Source organism: Halomicrococcus gelatinilyticus (assembly GCA_024227995.1).
Classification (GTDB): Archaea; Halobacteriota; Halobacteria; order Halobacteriales; family Haladaptataceae; genus Halomicrococcus; species Halomicrococcus gelatinilyticus.
Genome location: CP100467.1, coordinates 337,777 through 358,865, shown reverse-complemented (window position 1 = coordinate 358,865; position 21,089 = coordinate 337,777). Strand labels below are relative to the sequence as shown.

Genomic DNA, 21,089 nt, shown 5'->3' with positions numbered 1-21,089 from the left:
TCTCCGGGGGTGAACCCTCGTGGGACATACCGTGTCACAAGTACACACGGGGTGTGTTAACTGTTATTGTTTGTGCATGTATTCCGATAGAGAAATAAAACGGCATCGTGGAAATTCGACGACGCTGGTCAGTCCCCGTCAGCGAGTCGCTGCACCTCCTGCCAGCGGTCGGCATCGACGTCGACGACGTGGCGGTCGCGGTCGCGTTCGACCGACCGCTCCCCGGGCAGACGGATCTCGTCCACGCCGGCCGCGCGGTCGGCGTCCTTGAGGTCCGCCAGGAACGCGCTCGCCGTCGACGCGAAATCCGGGCTGCCGAGCGCCGCCGGGTCGACGGCGAAAAAGAGGTCGCCCTTGGTGCAGGCGTCCTCCGTGTGGTAGGTCCCGGTGACGTCCGTCCCCATCGCGGCACCGACGAGGCCGCCCGCCAGCACCTCGACCGCGACGGCGAGGCCCGACCCCTTCGGGCCGCCGAACGGTCGGATGGTTCCCTCCAGCGCCGCGGCGGGGTCCGTCGTCGGCTCGCCGTCGGCGTCGAGGGCGACGCCCTCCGGGAGCGACCCCCCGTTCTCCTTCGCGTGCAGGACGGACCCGCGCGCGATGGCCGACGTCGACATGTCGAGGTTGAACGGCGGCGTCGTCGGGAGGCCGACGGCGATGGGGTTCGTCCCGAGCACCGGTTCCGCGCCGCCGTACGGGGGCATCGCCGGCTCCGTGTTCGTGAGCGCGACGCCGACGTACCCCTCGGACCGGACGAGGTCGGTGTAGTAGCCGAGCATCCCGAGGTGGTTCGTGTCGCGGACGCCGACGACGCCGACGCCGTACTCGTCGGCGCGGTCCATCGCGCGCGTCGCCGCGTCGACGGCGACGACGGGACCGGGCCGCGACCCGCCGGAGAGGGTCGCGGCGGCGCCGCGGTCGGCGACCAGTTCGATGGTGCCGTCCGGGTCGACGTTGCCGTGTTCGATGCCGCGGACGAACCGCGGGAGTCGCAGGAGCCCGTGCGAGTGCTTCCCGCGTGCGTCGGCGCTCACCAGCACCTCCGCCGTGAGTTCCGCGTCCGCTTCGCTGATGCCGTGGCGTTCGAACGCTGCCGCCGCGGTGGCGACGGCGCGCTGACGGTCCACCTCCATCTCACGTCGACGGGCCGATGCGGTGGATGGCGAACTGGCTCTCGCCGAGCGCCTCGCTCATCGTGAGTTTCCCGTCGACGACCGCCTCGATCTCGTCCCAGAGCCGGTCGGTCGCCCACTCGATCGACCGGTCGCCGACGAGCGCGTCGCTCACGTCGACGTCCGTCTCCTCCGGGACGCGCTCGGCGCTTCCCGGGTTGCCGGTGACCTTGATCGTCGGCATGACGGCGTTCGAGAGGGTGTGCCCCTGGCCGGTCGAGATGACCATGAAGTGCGCGCCGCCCGCACCGATGCCGGTGACCGACTCCGCGCCGTGGCCCGGGGAGTCCATGATGTACATGCCCGACTCCTCGGGGATGGGCTCGCCGTAGTCGACCATGTCGCGGATGGGGCCGTCGCCGGACTTGACGAGCGCGCCGAGGGACTTCTCCTCGATGGTCGTCAGCCCGCCGTCCATGTTGTCCGGCGTCGGTTGCGCGCCGCGGACGTCGTAGCCCGTCGCCTGCAGGCGCTCGTCCCACCACCCGACGCGGTCGAGAATCTTTGCTTTCACCTCGTCGTCGACCGCGCGCTCGGCGAGCTCCTGTTCGCCGCCGAAGAACTCGGGGGTCTCCGCGAAGACGCCGCGGCCGTCGTACTCGTCGATGAGCCGCCAGACGGCGCCGGCCGTCGCCTTGTGCTGGCAGAGCCCGCTGGTGGTGTCCGACGTCGCGCAGTTGATGCCGAAGGTGAGGTTGGACATGTCGGCCGGGACCCGCCGCTGCTCGCTGGCCTCGCGCACCATCTCCTGGGCGGCGTCGACGGTGGCCTGCAGGCCGTTCATCACGCCCTTCTCCTCGTGGACGTTGATGGACGCGCTCGGCCGACCGGTCTCGGCGACGTCGGCGGCGAGTTCGTCGCCGTCGACGATCTCGCCCGCGTGGGCGACGACGACTGCCCCGTAGGTGTTGGGGTGTGACGCGTAGCCCAGCAGCGTTCGATACGTCTGGAAGACGTCGGGTTTGGTCTGGCAGCGCCCGAGCGGATGGGTGATGGGGATGGTGTTCTCGACGATGTCCGCCGCGCGTTCGACCGTGTCGTTCGCGTACGGGGCCGTCGAGACGATGACCACGTTGTTCCGGATGCCGATACTCCCGTCGTCGCGTTCGTATCCGAGGAATTCGCTCATTGTCTCACTCGTGGACCGCCTGTGCCTGCTCGTCGCCGGCGAGGTCGCCGCGTCCGTAGTTCGAGTCGACGTTGTGGACGTGCACCCACTCGCCGGGGCTGATGTCCGTCGACGCCTGGCCGATGCTCTTGCCGTACTTCGTGACCGTCTCGCCGCCCGGTATCGATTCGAGCGCGAGTTTGTGGCCGAACGCGACGTCGTCGGTCACGTCGACGGTCCGTTCGTCGTCGCCGACGCTGACTGTGACCGTCTCCCCCGCGTCGACGTCGCGAAGCACCGTCGCGACGTTGTCTGCAGGTTCGACGACCTCGATGAGTCTGTCAACCATACACACAACGGAACAGACTCCTGGATATTAACAGTTGGCGTCAGTCGCGGCACATATTCCGCGGCTGGCGAGCGGGAGCCCGACGGCTCGCCGCCCCGACTGGCGACGCAAGCGGCGCGTCCTCCGCTTCATCTCCTCGGGGGCTCTGCCTCTGGCTCGTTCCGTTCTCTCACTGTCCGGCTTCGTCCCCGCACTCCGGGCATCGCCACGCGCCGCGTCCCGGTCCGCCTACGCCCGTAGCTTTATTGTCGAGGGTACCTTCGCTGAATAGCAATGCCAGACAATGTCGAACACGCGAGTAGCTCCCAGCGTGACGCGGCGGGCGGGGCGACGCCCGTCCAGTCGCGCTGGCAGCGGTACCGCGAACTACGACTGACGGAGGAGGAGCTCGCGACCGCGCTGTTGACGCCGGTCGTCCTCTTCCTGCTGGCCGTCTCGTTCTATCCCATCGTCGAGACGGTCCGGAGCAGCTTCTACACCGGCTACATAATCGAGACGCGACCGACGACGTTCGTCGGCCTCCAGAACTACCAGCAGCTCCTCGATAGCGGGAGCTTCTGGAACGCGTTCCAGGTGAGCATGATATACACGTTCGTGTCGGTGCCCGTGGAACTCGTGCTCGGCCTCGGCATCGCCCTGCTGCTGCAGCGCCAGTTCAAGGGGAAGTACTTCATCCAGGCCGCCATCCTGTTCCCCTGGGCGCTTCCGACCGTCATCAACGCGAAGATATGGGCGTGGATGTTCCACGGCCAGTACGGCGTCATCAACGACATGCTCATCCGCATCGGCATCCTCGAGAGCACGTACCCCTTCCTCGCGAAGCCGGACGTCGCGCTCGCCGCCATGATCTTCATCACCATCTGGAAGACGAGTTCGTTCATGGCGCTCATCCTGCTGGCGGGGTTGTCGGGCATCCCGGACCACCTCTACGAGGCGGCGCGAATGGACGGCGCGTCGAAGTGGCGGCAGTTCCGGGACGTCACGCTCCCGCTGCTGAAACCGACCATCCTCGTCGCGCTCATCTTCCGGACGCTGCCGGCGTTCCAGGCGTTCGGGCTCCCATACGGCCTGACCGGGGGCGGCCCCGGGGAGGCGACCACGACGCTCGTGCTGTTCGACCACCAGCTCACGTTCACCCAGCTGGCGTTCGGCCGCGGGTCGGCGGCCGCGACGATAATCACGCTGGTTGCGCTCCTCATCTCGCTGGCCTACGTCGGCACGCTCTACGAACCGGAGGTGCGCTGAGATGAGCACGCGATCGGCGGGATTCGACCTCGACTCGCTGCAGGAGGTCGGGGAGAAGCTGGGGTTCTACGGCTCGCTCCTCGCCATCGCCGCCGTCTCGATGTTCCCCGTCTTCTGGATGTTCGTCACGTCCATCAAACAGCCCTCGAACGTCGTGCAGTTCCCGGTCCACTACGTCCCGCAGAACCCCACCCTGGAGAACTACCGGACGGCGCTCGAAGGGGCACCGTTCATGCGCTACCTCATCAACAGCACCATCGTCGCCGGCGGCACGGCGCTCGTCGACGTCGTCCTCGGCGCGCTCGCCGGCTACGCGCTCTCGCGGCTCCGCTTCCGGTTCAAGCTGCCCGTCCTCCTGCTCATCCTGGGCACCGCGATGCTGCCGTTCATCTCGCGGCTCATCCCGCTGTTCTCGCTGGCGCGCTCGTGGGGGCTGCTCAACGACTACCTCGGCCTCATCATCCCCTACTCCGCCTTCCAGCTGCCGTTCGCGGTCTGGATCTTCCAGGCGTACTTCAAGGAGTTGCCCGACTCGCTGGAGGAGGCCGGCCTGATGGACGGCCTCTCGCGCATCGGCGTGCTCTTCCGCATCATCCTCCCAGTCTCGGCACCCGCGATGGCGACGACGGCCATCATCGTGTTCATCTACGCCTGGAACGAGTTCCTGTTCGCGCTGACGTTCATGACCCAGGACAGCATGCGCACCATCACGGTCGGCATCGCCACCTACCAGGGCGAGTTCCAGTACCCCTGGGGTACGATCTCGGCCGCGGTGTTCATGTCCATCGTCCCGCTGCTACTCTTCATGCTGTTCTTCCAGCGGAAGGTCGTCGAGGGACTCACGGCCGGCACCGGGAAGGCCTGACCGCCTTCGCCGACTCTCGTCCGCTCTGATTCCCTATCCCACTGATTTTCGATTCACTCGACGCCGTTGACGACGTTCCACGGGTCGCCGCCGGTGAGGACCGATTCGACGATGCGGGCCGCCGTGCGGCGGCGGTCCTCGTTCGCCTCCTCGGAGTACCAGGCGACGTGTGGCGTGGCGACGACCCGCTCGTGGTCGCGCAGGGGGTCGTCCCCGGTGGGCGGTTCGTCGGGGAAGACGTCGAGGCCGGCCCCGGCGATGGCGCCCGCGTCGAGCGCCTCGCGCAGCGCGTCGCCGTCGACGATGGGGCCGCGGGCGACGTTCACGAGGTACGCCGAGGGCTTCATCCGGTCGAAGGCGTCCGCGTCGAACATGCCGCGCGTGTCGTCGGTGAGCGGCGAGTGGACGGTCACGAGGTCCGCCCGGTCGAGCAGCGTGCCGAACCCGACGAGCTCTGCCGGGTCGTCCGCGAGGGTCGCCTCGGAGAGGAACGGGTCGCTGGCGACGACGTCGGCGCCGAGCGCGGCGACGCGTGCGCCGACCTCGCGACCGATGGCTCCGTACCCGACGACGCCGACCGTCTGCGTCGAGAAGCGGTGGACGGGCGCGCCGACGGCCCGGTCCCACTCTCCGGCCGCGACCGAGCGGTCGTAGCGCGGCACGCTGCGGGCGAGCGAGAGGAGGAGCGTGAGCGCGTGGGTCGCCACCTCCTCCAGACAGTACTCGGGGACGTTCGTCACGGGGACGTCGCGGGCGGCCGCGGCGTCGACGTCGACGTTGTCCACGCCGATGCCGTAGCGGGCGATGACCTGCACGTCGCCCATCGCGGCGATGGCGTCGGCGTCGAGGTCGTACCGGAGGTTGAGGACGGCGTCCGCCGCCGCCAGGTGGTCCTCGGCGGCGCGTGCGTCGGCGGCACGAGCGTCAGCGGCGGTTCCTGACGACTCGCCCACCTCGTCGGAGAGTTCGACGACCTCGGCGACGTCACCGAGGACGGACCGTTCGACGGACAAATCTGCGAAGTCGTGGTCGGTGACGACGACGGTGTGGGACACGTCAGATCACCAGTTCCGAGTCGTCGGTCAGGTAGCGTTCACAGAGGTCGCGGTTCAACTCGACGCCGAGGCCCGGCCCCTCCGGCACGTCGATGGACCCGTCCTCGAGGATGGGGCCACTGCCCTCCGTCCGTTCTGCCATCTCGTTCCACCACGGGACGTCGCGGGCGTGCCACTCCATGCAGAGGAAGTTCGGGATGGTGGCGGAGACGTGCGCGCCGGCGACGGTCCCGAGCGGACTGGAGATGTTGTGCGACGCGACCGGGATGCCGTAGAGGTCACAGACGGTGGCGATGTCGACGTACTCGCCGAGGCCGCCGCACTTGTTCACGTCGGGGGCGGCGATGTCGAGCATCCCCTTCCGCGCAGCCTCGTTGAACTGGTCGAGCGTCACCAGGTTCTCGCCGGTGAGGACGGGGACGTCGATGGCCTCCGTGACCCGTTTCTGGGCGTCCCACTTCTCCGGCGGGACGGGGTCCTCCAGCCACGCGAGGTCGAACCGTTCGAGCTTCTTGCCGAGACGGACGGCCGTCTCCACGGTGAAGTTCCAGTGGAGGTCCATCCCGAGGTCGACGTCGTCGCCAATCTCGTCGCGGACGGCCTCGACGAGCGACACCTTGTGTTCGATCGCCGCGTTGTCGAGTCGGCGGTTGGCCTCGTCGTAGTGCTCGTGGGTCGGCACGTCGAGGTCGAACTTGAGCGCCTCGAAGCCCTCGTCGACGACGTCGCGGGCCGCGCGGGCGTACGACTCCGGGGTGTAGACGTCCGTCGGGTCGCGGGCGACCGCCTCGCCGAGCGATTCCCCCGCGTGCGTGTCGCAGTATATCTTGATGCTATCCCTGTATTTCCCGCCGAGGAGTTCGTACACCGGGACGTCGAACAGCTTCCCCTTGATGTCGTAACAGGCCGTCTCGATGGCGGTGAACGCCGCCTGACCGATGCGCCCGGTCCCGGTGTACCGCTGCTCCAGCAGTTCCCGAACGCGGCTGGTGTCGAGCGGATTCTCGCCTTCGAGGTCGATGGTCATCCGCTCGGCCATGTCGAGCGCGGCCTCCGCGCGGAAGGTCTCGCCGAGTCCGTACACGTCGGCGTCCGTCTCCACCTTGACGATGCCCCAGGTGAAGTTGCCGGCGATGGCCATCGTCTTCACCTCGGTGATCTCTAGGTCCCGTTCGGGCGGTCGGTGTGTCTCGGTTCGTCCCATGTCGCGCCAGGGGACGCCGCCGCCCTGCTCGATGCGGTAGTCCGGCGTTTCGTTCGTCATCGGGTATGTTGTACACTAACGTGCGAATAAAGATTGGGGTGTGGGATACGCCCTCGCCCGAGCGAGCGAGGTAATTTTAATAGCATGAGCCACGGTAACGTGAGTATCGATGACCACCGAACGGATCACCGTCGCGACCGTCACGGATTACGACGTCGATGGGTCGAGCGTGACGCTGGAGTGTTCGACCGACGCGCCGGAGACGGCGACGCCGCGCACCGTGCCGGTGACCCTGGAGTTCTACGACCCGCGGACGTTCCGGTTCGAACTGCGAGCGAACCCGGAGGTCCGGGCCGAACGGCCCTCCCCCGATTACGACGTCGACGCGGTGCGGGCGGACGTCGACCTCGACGCGACCGAGGTGGACCGCTCGCTCGTCCTCGACACGGGCGCGCTCCGGGTGGTCGTCGGCCTCGACGAGTGGGGGTTCCGCGTGGAGACCGACGGCGAAGCAGTCCTCCGGGAGCAGCGCGACGACGTCGACGTGTTCGAGCGGTCGCGCGTCGACCCGCTGGGGTTCACCCAGGAGGAGATCAACCACAACCCACGTCGCGTCGCCGAGACGGGGACGGCGTTCGGACTCGCCCCGGACGAGAAGCTCTACGGGGCGGGCGAGCAGTTCGTCGAGTTCGACCGCCGGGGGCGGGAACTCGACCTCTGGCACGAGGAGCCACTGGGGACCGAGACCCCGCGAGCGTACAAGAACGTCCCCTTCCACCTGTCGACGAAGGGGTACGGGATGCTGGTGGACACGACGGCCCGCGTCCACTACGACTTCGGGAAGTCCTCGACGGCGAGCGCGTCCGTCAGCGTCGACGACGACGTCTTCGCGTTCGTCTTCTTCTACGGCCCGGCGTTCACGGACGTCCTGCAGCGGTACACCGCGCTGACGGGACGACCGTCCCGGCCGCCGAAGTGGAGTTTCGGCACCTGGATGTCGCGGCTGGGCTACGAATCCCGCGAGCAACTGGAGGCCGTCGCCGCCCGCCTGCGCGAGGAGGCGATCCCGTGCGACGTCCTCCACCTCGACCCCTTCTGGATGCGCGACCGCAGTTCGACGGACCTGGAGTGGGACACCGACCAGTTCCCCGACCCCGAGGAGATGATCGCGGGGTTGGACGACGACGGCTTCCACCTCTCGCTGTGGGAGCACCCGCACGTCCCCGTCGGGACGGACGCCTTCGAGACGGGGGCGGAGGAGGATTACTTCGTCACCGACGGAACGGGCAAGCCGTACGTGATGGACCACACCTGCCAGGGCGACTACCGGGGCGCGCTGGTGGACTTCACGGACCCCGACGCCGTCGAGTGGTGGAAGGACGAGCATCGCCGACTGCTGGCGATGGGCGTGGACGTGTTCAAGACGGACTACGGCGAGTACGTGCCCGAGGACGCCGTCTTCGCGAACGGGCGGAGCGGGCGGTCGATGCACAACCTCTACCCCTACCTCTACAACGAGGCCGTCTACGAGACGGTCGCCGAGGTGAACGGCGCCGAAGAGGCCGTCGTCTGGGGACGGTCGGCGTGGACGGGGAGCCAGCGCTTCCCGATGCACTGGGGCGGCGACCCGCAGACGACCTGGAACGGCATGGCCGCGGCGCTCCGGGGTGGCCTCTCGGCGTCGCTGTCCGGCATCGCCTTCTGGAGCCACGACATCGGCGGGTTCCGCGGGACGCCGAGCGACGCCCTCTACGCGCGGTGGGCGCAGTTCGGCCTGCTGTCGAGCAACGCACGCTGTCACGGGACGACCCCACGGGAGCCGTGGGCGTTCGGCGAGGACGTGCTCGACCTCTTCCGGAGGTACGCCCGCCTCCGCTACTCGCTGCTGCCGTACGTCTACACCTACGCCGAGATAGCCGCACGGACCGGACTTCCCGTCGTTCGCCCGCTCGTCCTCGAGTACCAGGACGACCCGGCGACCCACAGGCTAGACACGCAGTACCTCCTCGGCTCGGACCTGCTCGTCGCGCCGGTGTTCCAGGAGGCGGGGACGTGCGACGTCTACCTGCCGGATGGCGAGTGGGTCGACTTCTGGACCGAGGAGCGCCACCCGGGCGGGCAGTACGTGACCGTCGACGCGCCGCTGGAGACGATGCCGCTGTTCGTCCGCGCCGGGGGCGTGATTCCGCGCCGCGAGCCGACCCAGACGGTGGTCGCGGGGACGCCCGAAGACCTGACGTTCTACGGTGTCCTCGACGACGCCGGCGAGGCCGGCGGTCGCTTCTACGACGACGACGCCGACGAACTCGTCGACGTGACGACGACCACGGAGGACGGAACGCTGGCGGTCTCGACCGGCGACGTGACGGCGGAGCGACTCACCGTCGAGGTGGACGGGCCGACGCCGGACGCGGTCGCCGTCGACGGGAGCGAGTGCACGCGAGTCGAGGGAGCGCCGGAGCGAGGGGAGTGGACGGTGACCGACGGGCGCGTCCTGGTCGTGACGTAGGTCCGCGACCGGAGTGGGTTTTATCTGGGATGGTAAAGTATGGCATAGCAAATGGCTGGATACCAATGGGACGACTAGAACTCAACGACCTCGTGAAAGTGTTCGAATCGGGCAGCTCGGAGATCGTCGCGGTCGACGAGCTGAACGTCACCGTCGAGGACGGTGACCTGCTCGTCCTCGTCGGCCCGTCCGGCTGTGGGAAGTCGACGACGTTGCGCTGCATCGCGGGTCTCGAACGGGTGACGTCGGGACGGATAGAGCTCGACGGGCGCGACATCACCCACCTGAAGCCCAAGGAGCGCGACATGGCGATGGTGTTCCAGAACTACGCGCTCTACCCGCACATGTCCGTCCGGAAGAACATCGGCTACGGGCTGAAGATCACCACCGACCTCGACAGGTCGACGGTGTACGAGCGCGTCGAGGAGACGGCCGAGATGCTCGAGATCGGCGACCTGCTCGACAAGAAGCCCTCTGAGCTGTCGGGCGGCCAGCAGCAGCGCGTCGCCCTCGGGCGGGCCATCATCCGCGAGCCCGAGGTGTTCCTGATGGACGAGCCGCTGTCCAACCTCGACGCGAAGCTGCGGACGACGATGCGCACCGAGATACAGCAGCTCCAGCAGGAGATGGACGTCACGACCATCTACGTCACCCACGACCAGACGGAGGCGATGACGATGGGCGACTACATCGCCGTGCTCGACGACGGGGAGCTGCAGCAGCTCGGGACGCCGCTTCAGTGCTACCACGAGCCCCGGAACCGCTTCGTCGCCGGGTTCATCGGTTCGCCGTCGATGAACTTCCTCGAGATCGAGCGCGGCGGGAACGTCCTGCACCACGACGAGTTCACCTACCAGCTCTCCAGCAAGACCGTCGACGCCGTCGCGAACGCGTCGCAGCGACTCACGCTCGGCGTGCGCCCCGAACACATCGACATCGTCGACGGGTCCGTGACGAACGCCGTCCGGACGGAAATCGAGGTCGTCGAACCGATGGGCGAACTGAGCTACGTCTACATGACCATCGGCGACCAGACGTACACCGCGAGCGTCGACGGTGAGTTGCGGCTGTCGTCCGGCGAGGTCGTCAGCGTCGAGTTCCCGGAGGACAAGATACACCTCTTCGACGCCGAGACGGGCGAGGCCGTGAAGAACAGCGAGACGGCCGAGCGGGTCGAGACGACGGCCCGGTCCTGACGGCGACTCACCGTCGACGGTACGGCGACGCCGGCGGCGACCGATGGCATGCTACCTGTTCGCTCGTCCCAAACGCTATACCGTCCCACGATGTAGCACCGCGCATGAGCAAGCACGACGGGACGACCGGCGACGGACGACGGGTGAAGGCCGTCCAGACGACCAACGAGATACTCGAGGCGCTGCGGGAACTCGACGGAGCGGGCGTCACCGAACTCGCCGACCACCTCGACGTGGCCAAGGCGACCGTCCACAGCCATCTCGCGACGCTCGTCGACAACGAGTTCGTGGTGAAGCGCGGCGAGACGTACCACATCAGCCTGCGATTCGTCGACTTCGGTGAGTACGCGAAGACGAACGTGGACATCTACGAGATCACGCGGGAGGAGGTCGACAGGCTGGCCGAGGAGACCGGCGAGGTGGCACAGTTCATGGTCGAGGAACACGGCAAGGGCGTCTACCTGCACAAGGCGAGCGGCGAGAACGCCATCCAGACCGCCTCGTACACCGGCAACCGGAAGCTACTCCACTGCACCGCGCTCGGCAAGGCGATCCTCTCCCAGTTGCCGCGAGAACGTGTCGACGAGACCATCGACGAGACGGGACTTCCACAGCGGACCGAGAACACCGTGACGGACCGCGAGAAACTGTTCGAGGAACTCGGGGACATCCGCGAGCAGAAGGTCGCGTACGACGACGAGGAGATACTGCAGGGCCTGCGCTGCGTCGCCGCGCCCATCGAGCACTCGGGCGGCGACATCCAGGGGGCGATCAGCGTCTCGGGGCCGACGAGTCGACTCAAGGGCGAGCGGTTCAGGGAGGAACTCCCCGAGATCGTCCGGGGCGCCGCCAACGTCATCGAGGTGAACGCCACCCACGTGTAGGCGTTCGCTCGTCGCAAACGCCCGGCGAAGCGGCCCCTGCTCGACTCGTCAGATGGCGGCAGATTCACGGCGGATGGCGGCTATCTCGGGGATACCGGACTTCCGGAGCCGTCGACGCCATTCGGTCTTCCCGAATCCACCATCCGACGGGGTGAGCGACCCGAGGACGCGACCCACTTCTCGTAGTGAACAGGATTCGTAGCAGAACCTGCCAGCGGCCAGACGACGACCAGTACATGGACCCCCTGGACGTTCGTCTCGACGGCGTCGTCCGTCTTCGAAGTACTACCTTCCAGTCGCTGATCGGCTATCTGAGGGTCGATACCTCGTGACCTCTCCGAGAGCCGAGCAACGATTCGTCGACTGCGAACGCACTCTGGGAACGACGATGGGTGACGGAATCGGCGACCCCACTCGGATGCGTGCTGGAGACACCATCACACCCCTATTACACTCATAGTATTGTAATGGGAAGCGATGACAGTAGACAGCTCGACCGAGTGTGTCGGTCCGCCGTGGATTGGCGGTGACGACGTTCTGTAGCCGTGGCCACCCAACAGCGCACAGTTCGAAACAGTCGAAGTCGTCGGGTCGATCGGGAATTGCGTAGACGGGACTCCGGGGCCTCGGAGCAGTTTGGGGCCAGAAATGATGTGTGTTCACAAGGGCCATCAAATACATAGCACAGGACGACGTTGTTCTGTGCCAACCAGTCTAATCTGAATCCATATCAATCGACTTCAGTAGTATTTATGAAATGATGATTGGGGATGACTTTCAGAGGCCACCGGCGCGAGGTGATTCGATGCGCGAGCTGACAACTACGGTTCGAGTCGGTCCGAGTCGGAGGAGCCCCTCGAAGAGAACGCTCGAACGCCTCCGTCGGCGAAAGTGCTACCAGGATGCGAGCGGTTATCGACGATGATGACGAGGGATCAGTTTCGACCACCCGACCACGGTCACGACCACTTCCTGCTCACGACGGCGGTCGGAAGTTTCCCCCGACCGGGATGGCTGGAGCGAGTGCTCGAACTCGCCGACGAGGAGTCGTCGGTTTCCGAGACGGAGGCGCTCGACGACGCCTGCAAGGCCGTCGTCTCGGACCAGCAGCGAGCAGGCCTCGACGTCGTCACGGACGGCGAGGTTCGCCGAGACGGGATGGTGGAGCACTTCGCACAGTTCGTCGACGGGTACGAGAACGACGGTGGCGGGTCCGGATGGAACCAGCGCATGCCGACGGTCGTCGACACCGTGTCCTCGAGCGAACCGTGGCTCGTCGACGACTTCGAGTTCGCGACCGCTATCGCCCACCGTCCCGTCAAGACCACGATAACCGGACCGTTCACGCTTGCCTCCTTCGCGAGCATGGAGGCCTACGACGACGTGGAGACGCTCGTGTACGACTTCGCGGACCTCGTCGCCGACGAGGCCGCGAACCTCGCCGGGGCCGGCGCGGAGTGGATTCAGATCGACGAGCCGGCACTGGGGATGTCGCCGCACGCGGACATCGCTCACGAGGCGCTCGCCCGCATCGACGACGACGTGCCGGACGCAGTGCGGCTCGGCCTCCACGTGTGTTCGGGCAACTACGCCGACCTCGCGCCCGACCTCTTCGACTTCCCGGTCGACGAGGTGGACCTGGAGTTCGCGAACGAGGACGCCGACGACGTCGTCGAGGTCTTCGACGGCGTCGACCTGGACGTGGACGTCGGCGTCGGCGTCGTGGACTCCCAGTCCAAGGAGGTCGACTCCGCGGAGGCGGTCCGGGAGAACGTCGAGACTGCGCTGCAGGTTATCCCGCCGGAACGGCTCACGCTCACGCCGGACTGCGGTCTCAAGCCGCTTCCCAGGGACGCCGCCTTCGCGAAACTCGACACCCTCGGAACGGTCGGCCGCGAGGTCGAGGCGGCGCTCGACGACGGCGACGTCGACGCCGCTCGGACCGACGAGTGAGTGGCCAGCGCTTCCGTTCGGGAACGGCCACCGTCCGCGGTCTCCGCCCGAACATCGCGGATTCGAAGGGACGGGAGCGACTCAGAGCTTCTCGACCTCGTCCACCAGTTCCTCGTCGTCGTGGTGGCAGGCTATCCGTAGGTCGCTCTCACCGCTGCCTGCAACCGGTTTTAGGTCGGGGTCGTCATTCTCGCAGACGTCGCCGATCTTCTGCGGACAGCGCGTACAGAACGAACAGCCGCTCGGCGGGTCGCGTGCGCTCGGGACGTCCCCTTCGAGGGTGATGCGGGAACCCTCTTCCTCCGGGTCGAGCGAGGGGATGCTCGACAGCAACGAGCGAGTGTAGGGGTGGTACGGCGGCGTGAACACCTCGTCGAGCGGCCCCGACTCGACGATCTCGCCGAGATACATCACCGAGAGGCGGTCGCAGATGGACTTGATGACCCCCATGTCGTGACTGATGAGGAGGTAGGAGGTGTCGTACTCGTCGCGGAGGTCCTCGAGGAGGTTGAGGATGCTCGCCTGGACGCTGACGTCGAGCGAGGAGACCGGCTCGTCGAGCACGACCAGCGACGGATTGGCTGCGAAGGCCCTGGCGACCGCGACGCGCTGTTGCTGGCCGCCCGAGAGTTCGTGAGGATACTTCGACGCCAGGTCGTGGCTCAGGTTCACCTGGTCGAGCAGTTCGAAGACGCGGTCGCTACGGTCGTCCTCGTCGAGGTCGGTGAACAGCTTCACCGGCCGTTCGACGATGGTGTGGATCCGCTTGCGCGGGTTCAGACTCCCCTCAGGGTCCTGCTGGATTATCTGACACTCCGAGCGGTACCGCCTCCGTTCGGCCTTCGACATGTCGTCGAGGTCCGTCCCGCGGAACGCGACGGATCCGCCGGTGGGCTGGTGGAGTCGCAGGAGCGTGTGGCCCAGCGTGCTCTTGCCGCAACCGGACTCGCCGACGAGCCCGACCGTCTCACCCTCGCGGATCGAGAGGTCGACCGCGTCGACGGCCTTGACGGGGTCGTGGTCCCCGACCAGGTTCTGGAAGAACGTCCCGGTGTCGTAGTACTTCTCGAGGTCGTTCGCCTCGAGGATGACGTCGCCCGGCGAGTAGTGGCGGTCGCTCGCACTCCCGGCCAGGATCGGGTCCGCCGTCGCCTCCTCCCAGCGGATGCAGCGGGTCTCCCTCTCTCCGGTCGGCGACTCCATCGGTATCGGCCCGGAGCGACACTCGTCGGTGGCGAACGCACACCGGTCGGCGAAGATACACCCGTCCGGGACGTCGGTCAGGCTGGGGATCTGTCCCGGGATCGGGCGCAGGTCCTTGTTGCGGTCGAGTTCCGGCGTGGTCGCCAGCAGCGCCTGCGTGTAGGGGTTTGCCGGGTGGGTGAACACCTCGTCGACGGGGCCTTTCTCCATCACCTCGCCGGCGTAGAGGATGTTCACGCGGTCGGCGATCTTCGCGATCACGGCCAGGTTGTGGGTGATGAGGAGGATGCCGACGTCGTACTCCTGTTTGAGCTCCTGGATGAGATCCAGCAGCTTCGCCTGGGTCGTCACGTCGAGGCCCGTCGTCGGTTCGTCGAGGATCAGCAGTTCGGGGTTGCACGCGAGCCCGATGGCGATCAGCGCCCGCTGCTGTTGGCCCCCGGAGAGTTCCGACGGGTACCGGTCCGCCATGGCCTCCGGCTGGGGGATGTTGACCTGGCGGAGCACGCCGTAGACCTGTTCCCACGCCGCCTCGTCGGTCTCGTGGTCCTGGTGGAGGTCGATCGTCTCCTTGATCTGCTCCCCGATGACCATACTCGGGTTGAGGGCGCTGGCGGGGTTCTGTGCGACGTGAGCGATCTGGTTCCCGCGGATCCCCTGCAGTTCGCTCCGGGAGAGCGAGTACACGTCGCGTCCCTTGAACTCGATCGACCCCTCCGTGATCCCGCCGTTGGAGGCGAGGTAACGAACGATGGCCAGCGCGAGCGTCGACTTTCCGGAGCCGGACTCGCCCGCGATGCCGAGCGTCTCGCCCTTCTCGACGGTGATCGAGACGTCCCTGAGCGCCTCCACGGTCCCGTCGGGGACGCTGAACTCGACGGACACCGAGTCGACGTCGAGCAACCCGCCGGTCTCGGATTCGGGCGGGGTTCGCGTTCCTTGCTGGCTCATAGTCCGTCACCGTCCTCGACTGCGTGCGGATCGAGCACGTCCCTGAGGCCGTCGCCCAGCAGGTTCGTCGCCATGATGGTGACCAGTAGCGCGACGCTGGGCCACAGCAGGAACCACGGCGTCTGGTAGATGTGCAGGCGCGCCGTGTTGATCATGAACCCCCAGTCAGGGTGGGGCGGGCCGGTTCCGAGACCGAGGAACGACAGCGACGTCCCCACCATCACGGCGTAGCCGATCCGGATCGACCCCTCGACGACGATCGGTGCCGTCACGTTGGGGAGGATCTCGCGGAACAGGATGTAGAGGTCCGACTCTCCACGGGCCTTCGCGGCGAGTACGTACGACTCCTCGCTCACCGAGAGCGTGGCGGACCGCGTCACTCTCGCGATCCGTGGGACGAACACCACGCCGATGGCGAGGATGATGTTGAAGAGACTGGACGGCAGCACGACCAGGATGAGCACCCCGAGCAGCAACACCGGGACGCTCATCATGATGTCCATCAGGCGCATGAGCACCTCGTCGACGCGCCCCTTCGAGTAGCCGGCCGTCAGCCCGATCGGGACCCCGAGCAGCAGGGACAGCCCCGTCGCGCCGAATCCGAGCATGAGACTCGGACGGCTGCCGACGATGACCCGCGAGAGCAGGTCCCGGCCGAGGTGGTCGGTCCCCAGCACGTACATGCCCTCCGGCCCCGACGAGAAGGGGGCGAGGTACGCGTCCGCCGGATGGACCGCCACGGGGTCGTACGGCGCGAGCGCCGTCCCCAGGGCGGAGATGAGGACGACGGGAAGCAGTATCGCCATGCCGATGGCAGCCTTCGGGTTGGTCACGATGTCCCAGACGACGTCGGGAACGGTGATGCGTTCGGACAGTGGGGATGATTGTTCCGTTGCCATGGTCGATCAGCTCTCCCCGAGCGAGATCCGGGGATCGAGGTACGTGTACAGGATGTCGGCGCTCAGGTTCGCGAAGATGAACGCGGCCGTCGGAACCAGGATGCCGGCCTGGATCAACGGCAGGTCCCGGTTCGATATCCCGCGGATGATCAGCTTGCCCATCCCCGGGTAGTTGAAGATGGTCTCGACGATGACGACGCTCCCCATCATCCAGCCGAAGTTGATCGCGACGACGGTGATCGCTGGGAGGAGTCCGTTCCGCAGGGCGTGCTTGAACAGGACGTGGTACTCGTCGACGCCCTTCAGCCGAGCGGTCCGGATGTAGTCCGATTCGAGGGTCTCGATCATCGACGACCGGGTCTGGCGCATCACGTACGCGAAGATGATGACGTTGAGCGATATCGCCGGCAGGACGATGTGGTACGCCCACCCGACGACGCTCTCCGTTGGCGCGACGTACCCGCCGCTGGGGAACAGCGCGAGCGGTGGCGTCGTCAGGAACAGCAACAGCAGCGTCGCACTGACGAACGAGGGGATGCTGACGCCGATGTAGGAGGTGGTCGAGATGATCGAGTCGACCCAGCTGTTCCGCCGGGCGGCCGCCACCACGCCCATCGGGATCGCCACGACGACCGAGATGAGCGTGGCGACGATCGCCAGCTGGAGCGTGCGGTTGAGCCGCGGGATGACCATGTCGATGACCGGCTGGTCCGAGATGAAACTCGTCCCGAAGTCGGCGAGGAAGACGCCGACGACGAAGTCGACGTACTGTACCCAGAGCGGCCGGTCGAGACCGAGCCGCTGGTTGACCTGCTCGATGGACTGCTCCGTCGCTGTCGTCCCGAGGATGATGTTCGCCGCGCTCCCCGGGAGCAGGTGCGTCATCGCGAACACCGCCGTCGCGACGACGTACAGCGACAGGATTGCGATCAGAACCCGCTTCGCGAGGTAGACGAGATTCATGCGTTGATCACGTGGTCACTCTGTTGTCTGCAACGTTCGATCGGGGGGCTGTCACGGACCGACGTCGGCCACCGACGACGGGTGGACCCACCGGCGAGTGTTCGCCAGTGCTCCGTCCCGACCGCGTCGACGGTGACTGGTTGTGGTTTCGGGTCATGGAATGGAAGCTGGGAACCAGGTCGCGAGGCGACCCGACGTCGACTCACGGGCCCTGCGGAGCTTTCGACGAGAGCGCCACCTTCGAGAGGTACGACCGGGACGTCGTCGGCATCATCTCGTACTCCTGCACGTAGCCCTGGGCCGCGCCGAAGACGTCGAGGAAGGCACAGGTGAGCCACGCGCCCTCGTTGTGATGGACCTGCTGACACGTCTTCAGGTGGTTCGCACGCTCTTTCTTCGACGTCGCCCTGAACGCCTTCTCGAGCGCGTTGTCGTACTTCTCGTTGGACCAGCGGGCGGTGTTCCACTGACCGTCGGACCGGAGTGCGAGCATCGGGACCGTGGTGTCCTCGACGCGCATCACCCAGGTGCTCATGTACCAGACGTCGTCCTTGTTCCAGTACTCCGACAGCCAGGTGTCGGGCGTGACCAGCTTGATGTCGAAGTTGATGCCGACGTTCTTCATCTGCTGCTGGAACACCTGCGTGATGGGGCCCTTCTCCGGCGTCTCCCCCTGCGAGTAGTACAGCGTCGGCAGGTCCAGGCCGTTCCCGTGTCCCGCCTCCTGTAGCAACGACTTCGCCTTCTCGGGTTGTGCCTTGGCACCGAACGGGTCCTTGATGTTCTCCGCGTAGAACTCGTGGACGGGGGAGATCGGTGAGTGGTGGCCCTTCGCCCCGCGCCCGGAGATGGCAGTCAGCATCTCGTCTCTGTCCATCGCGTACTTCATGGCCTTCCGCACGCGGGCGTCCTGGAACGGCTCCAGATCGGTGTTGAGGACGACGTTGATGAACTTCCCGCTGTGCTCGCTTTTGACCTGCAGGCCGGGCATGTTCTTGGCCTGCTTGAGCGTCTTCGGTGGCAGGGCCCGGAGTGCGTCGACCCGCTTGTCCCTGAGTGCGTTGACCCGCGGTATCGGGTCGGAGATGATCTTCCAGGTCATCTTGTCGACGTACGGCAACTGGTTGTCGTGCTCGTCCGTCAGGTGGTAGTCGTCGTTGGCCTCGAACGTGTAGTGGTCGCCCTTCTCGAACTCCACGAGGTCGAACGGTCCGTTGCCGAAGTCCTCGTTCGAGACCCTGTCGAACTTGTTCTCGGCGACATCCTTGGAGACGATGTTGAACGTGCTCCCCGTCTCGGTGACCCGCTTTGGATACGGTGCGTCGGCCCGCGAGAGCGTGAACGTGAGGCGCTTGTCGTCCTCGACCTCGATGGCCGGTTTCCCGTCGTTCACCTGCAGCGGATTGACGTCCTTCTCGCCAGCCGACACCTTGTCCGTGAGGAGCAGGTTGACCGTCGCCACGACGTCCTCGGCGAGCACGTTCTTGCCCGACGGGAACTTCGCGTCGTCCTGGAGAACGAACGTGATCTTCTTCCCGCTGTCTTTCAGGTTCCACTCCTTGGCGAGGTTCGGCTTCGTCTGCAGGTTGTTGTCGACGGTCGTCAGCCGCGAGTACATCGTCTCCTTGAAGACGTAGTCCGTCACCGTGATGCCCTTGAACGGACTGACGGTCTGGGGCGACGTCGACGTGGCCACCCGAAGATGGCCACCGTGCTTCAGTCCACCCTGCGGCGTCGTCTCGCCACCGGTGGTTCCGGTACCGGTGCCGTCTCCCCCACCGTCGCCATCGCCTCCGGCACAGCCTGCGAGGAGCGCGCCGCCACCGACGCCGAGGAGTTGGAAAAACTTTCTGCGGTCCACCTTCGACCGAAGGTCGAGGTCGGCCTCGAACTCGGCCTCGCCATTATCTTGCCCCTTGGTATCAGGACGCATGGTACCTTTGATGACACCATGATAAATAAATCACAGGGGTAGTCCCGGCCAGGTTTCCAAGATTTCCAGACCACCCCCGTCAGCAGGGACCGGGCTTCGACTGACGACGCTCACCTCAGGATCTCCTCCCGTTTCTCCTCGACGTAGCGTTCAAGATCGTGCTCGACGTCCTCGTCGATGGGCGGGCGTTCGTACTCGTCGAGCAGCTCCTCGACGCGTTCGTGGGCGAGCTCGTAGGCCGTCTTCTCGCCCGCGCTCTCCCAGTTGTCGTAGGAGTCGCGGTCGTAGACCTCGGGGATGAGGAACTCGGACTTGCTGTGCTCGAGGGTGTGGCGCTTGTTGAGGAAGTGCTGGCCGGGTTCGACCTCCTCGATCAGGTCCAGCGCGAGCGTCTCCTCGTCGACGTCGAATCCCTCCACGAAACGCTGGACGTACCGTATCCGGTCGCAGTCGAGGACGAACTTCTCCGGGGAGGCCGTCGAATAGGAGTCGAGGACGCCCGCCGCGTGCAGGACGTAGTTGATGCCGCTCGTCATCGTCGTCAGCAACTGTAGCATGGCCTCGCTGCCCTGCTGGTCGTCCATCGTCTTCGCGTCGGTCAACCCGCCGCCGGCCCGCGAGGGGATGCCGTAGTGGCGCGCCATCTGTCCGGCGAACGAGACAAAGAGCGCCCCCTCCGGACTGCCGATGGCGAACGAGCCGTACCGGACGTCGACGTTCGAGCTCGGCAGGCCGTACACGACGGGCGTCCCGGGGTTGGCGAGCTGGGCCATCGTCACGCCGGCCAGTATCTCGGCGTTCGCCAGGGCCATCGCCCCGGCGAGTGTCGCCGGTCCGGACGCCGCGGCCATGACCGCCGGCGACGCGACGACCGGCTGGCCGTGGCGCGCGTACGTGAGGAGGCCGCCGGTCATCTTCGTGTCCCACGTCCGGGGAGAGACGCTGTTGGCTACCGCCGCGAGGTACGGCTTCGAGACGTCCGGGTCGTCGTTCGCGATGCCGACCATCTCGATGCAGGCCTCGGCGCGGTCGGCACCGTACGTCGACCCTTGCGGCGGCATGTCCGAGAGCGTGAGGTTGCGCAGCATCATCTCGACGTGCTTCACGCTCTGGTCGACGTCGTTCGGCTCGCAGATGTTCAGCCCCGACGACTGGACCACGTCCTCCACGTGGGCCAGTTTCACGAACTCCTCGTAGTCCTCCATCCGCGACGGCCGCCGGTCCTCGTCGTACTTGACGACGTTCGGGGGACCACCGGACGGCACCAGCACGTAATCGTCGCCGCCGACGTCTACGTCCGTGCCCTCCCCGCGACCGTGGAGGGTGAAGTTCGCCGGCGCCTCGTCCACGCAGTCCTCTACGAGCGAGCGGGGGAACGTGACCATCCCCTCGTCGTCGACGGAGCAGCCGTTCTCCGCGAGGAGCCGCTGGCCCTCTTCGTGGTCGACCTTGATGCCCATCTCCTCGAGGATCGTGACCGATGCCTCGTGGATGGTCTCGACGCTCGCCTCGTCCAGTCGGTTCATCCGCGGCGGGTCGACGGTACTCAGGTTGTCTGTCATCCTCTAACACGGCACCCCGGTGGGGTAAAGGTGTTTCC

16 protein-coding genes are annotated in these 21,089 nt (G+C 66.5%); 6 read left to right on the top strand and 10 right to left on the bottom strand.

Annotation, left to right across the window (positions count from 1 at the left end; all coding sequences use genetic code 11):
- Positions 1 to 128 precede the first annotated feature (128 nt).
- From NKT36_RS18865 to NKT36_RS18855, 3 genes are read right to left on the bottom strand one after another with little or no spacing between them, the layout of a single operon-like run.
- Positions 129 to 1,133: an Ldh family oxidoreductase gene (locus NKT36_RS18865; RefSeq protein WP_327053979.1), complete on the bottom strand. Its 1,005-nt coding sequence runs from the start codon at positions 1,131 to 1,133 to the stop codon at positions 129 to 131.
- Between the two features lies 1 nt (position 1,134).
- Positions 1,135 to 2,301 (bottom strand): UxaA family hydrolase, encoded by a 1,167-nt coding sequence (locus NKT36_RS18860; protein ID WP_327053978.1) that lies wholly within the window; start codon positions 2,299 to 2,301, stop codon positions 1,135 to 1,137.
- Positions 2,302 to 2,305: 4 nt separating this feature from the next.
- The gene (locus NKT36_RS18855) at positions 2,306 to 2,629 is read right to left on the bottom strand and encodes a UxaA family hydrolase (protein WP_327053977.1); all 324 of its coding nucleotides are present in this window, start codon (positions 2,627 to 2,629) and stop codon (positions 2,306 to 2,308) included.
- A gap of 273 nt (positions 2,630 to 2,902) precedes the next feature.
- On the opposite strand from NKT36_RS18855, the gene NKT36_RS18850 reads away from it, so the two are divergent.
- Entirely contained in the window at positions 2,903 to 3,874 is a 972-nt protein-coding gene (locus NKT36_RS18850; RefSeq protein ID WP_327053976.1) for a carbohydrate ABC transporter permease, read from the top strand.
- 1 nt (position 3,875) lies between these two features.
- Positions 3,876 to 4,739 (top strand): carbohydrate ABC transporter permease, encoded by an 864-nt coding sequence (locus NKT36_RS18845; RefSeq protein ID WP_327053975.1) that lies wholly within the window; start codon positions 3,876 to 3,878, stop codon positions 4,737 to 4,739.
- A 53-nt stretch (positions 4,740 to 4,792) separates the two neighbouring features.
- On the opposite strand, the gene NKT36_RS18840 is transcribed toward NKT36_RS18845, so the two are convergent.
- Positions 4,793 to 5,794: a C-terminal binding protein gene (locus tag NKT36_RS18840; RefSeq protein WP_327053974.1), complete on the bottom strand. Its 1,002-nt coding sequence runs from the start codon at positions 5,792 to 5,794 to the stop codon at positions 4,793 to 4,795.
- Between the two features lies 1 nt (position 5,795).
- On the bottom strand, positions 5,796 to 7,058 hold the full coding sequence (locus tag NKT36_RS18835) for a mandelate racemase/muconate lactonizing enzyme family protein (RefSeq protein ID WP_327053973.1): 1,263 nt from the start codon (positions 7,056 to 7,058) through the stop codon (positions 5,796 to 5,798).
- A gap of 109 nt (positions 7,059 to 7,167) precedes the next feature.
- Here NKT36_RS18835 and yicI point away from each other — a divergent pair, with 109 nt between their 5' ends.
- From yicI to NKT36_RS18815, 4 genes are all read left to right on the top strand, one after another.
- Complete coding sequence (gene yicI / locus NKT36_RS18830; protein ID WP_327053972.1) at positions 7,168 to 9,507, top strand: alpha-xylosidase; 2,340 nt, start codon at positions 7,168 to 7,170, stop codon at positions 9,505 to 9,507.
- 65 nt (positions 9,508 to 9,572) lie between these two features.
- A complete protein-coding gene (locus NKT36_RS18825; protein WP_327053971.1) occupies positions 9,573 to 10,703 on the top strand; it encodes an ABC transporter ATP-binding protein in 1,131 nt (376 codons plus the stop codon).
- 104 nt (positions 10,704 to 10,807) lie between these two features.
- Positions 10,808 to 11,587 carry an IclR family transcriptional regulator gene (locus tag NKT36_RS18820; protein WP_327053970.1) on the top strand — a complete coding sequence of 260 codons (780 nt, stop codon included), beginning with the start codon at positions 10,808 to 10,810 and terminating at the stop codon, positions 11,585 to 11,587.
- Between the two features lie 921 nt (positions 11,588 to 12,508).
- On the top strand, positions 12,509 to 13,540 hold the full coding sequence (locus NKT36_RS18815; protein ID WP_327053969.1) for a uroporphyrinogen decarboxylase/cobalamine-independent methonine synthase family protein: 1,032 nt from the start codon (positions 12,509 to 12,511) through the stop codon (positions 13,538 to 13,540).
- Between the two features lie 81 nt (positions 13,541 to 13,621).
- Here NKT36_RS18815 and NKT36_RS18810 read toward each other — a convergent pair whose 3' ends face one another.
- The 5 genes from NKT36_RS18810 to NKT36_RS18790 form a co-directional block, all read right to left on the bottom strand.
- A complete protein-coding gene (locus tag NKT36_RS18810; RefSeq protein WP_327053968.1) occupies positions 13,622 to 15,694 on the bottom strand; it encodes an ABC transporter ATP-binding protein in 2,073 nt (690 codons plus the stop codon).
- Positions 15,691 to 16,593, bottom strand: a complete 903-nt coding sequence (locus NKT36_RS18805) for an ABC transporter permease (protein ID WP_327053967.1) — start codon at positions 16,591 to 16,593, stop codon at positions 15,691 to 15,693. The genes NKT36_RS18810 and NKT36_RS18805 overlap by 4 nt, the downstream gene beginning before the upstream one ends.
- A 6-nt stretch (positions 16,594 to 16,599) precedes the next feature.
- Positions 16,600 to 17,556 (bottom strand): ABC transporter permease, encoded by a 957-nt coding sequence (locus tag NKT36_RS18800; RefSeq protein ID WP_327053966.1) that lies wholly within the window; start codon positions 17,554 to 17,556, stop codon positions 16,600 to 16,602.
- A 202-nt stretch (positions 17,557 to 17,758) separates the two neighbouring features.
- The gene (locus NKT36_RS18795; protein ID WP_327053965.1) at positions 17,759 to 19,489 is read right to left on the bottom strand and encodes an ABC transporter substrate-binding protein; all 1,731 of its coding nucleotides are present in this window, start codon (positions 19,487 to 19,489) and stop codon (positions 17,759 to 17,761) included.
- A gap of 110 nt (positions 19,490 to 19,599) precedes the next feature.
- The gene (locus NKT36_RS18790; protein ID WP_327053964.1) at positions 19,600 to 21,051 is read right to left on the bottom strand and encodes a trimethylamine methyltransferase family protein; all 1,452 of its coding nucleotides are present in this window, start codon (positions 21,049 to 21,051) and stop codon (positions 19,600 to 19,602) included.
- Between the last annotated feature and the right edge of the window lie 38 nt (positions 21,052 to 21,089).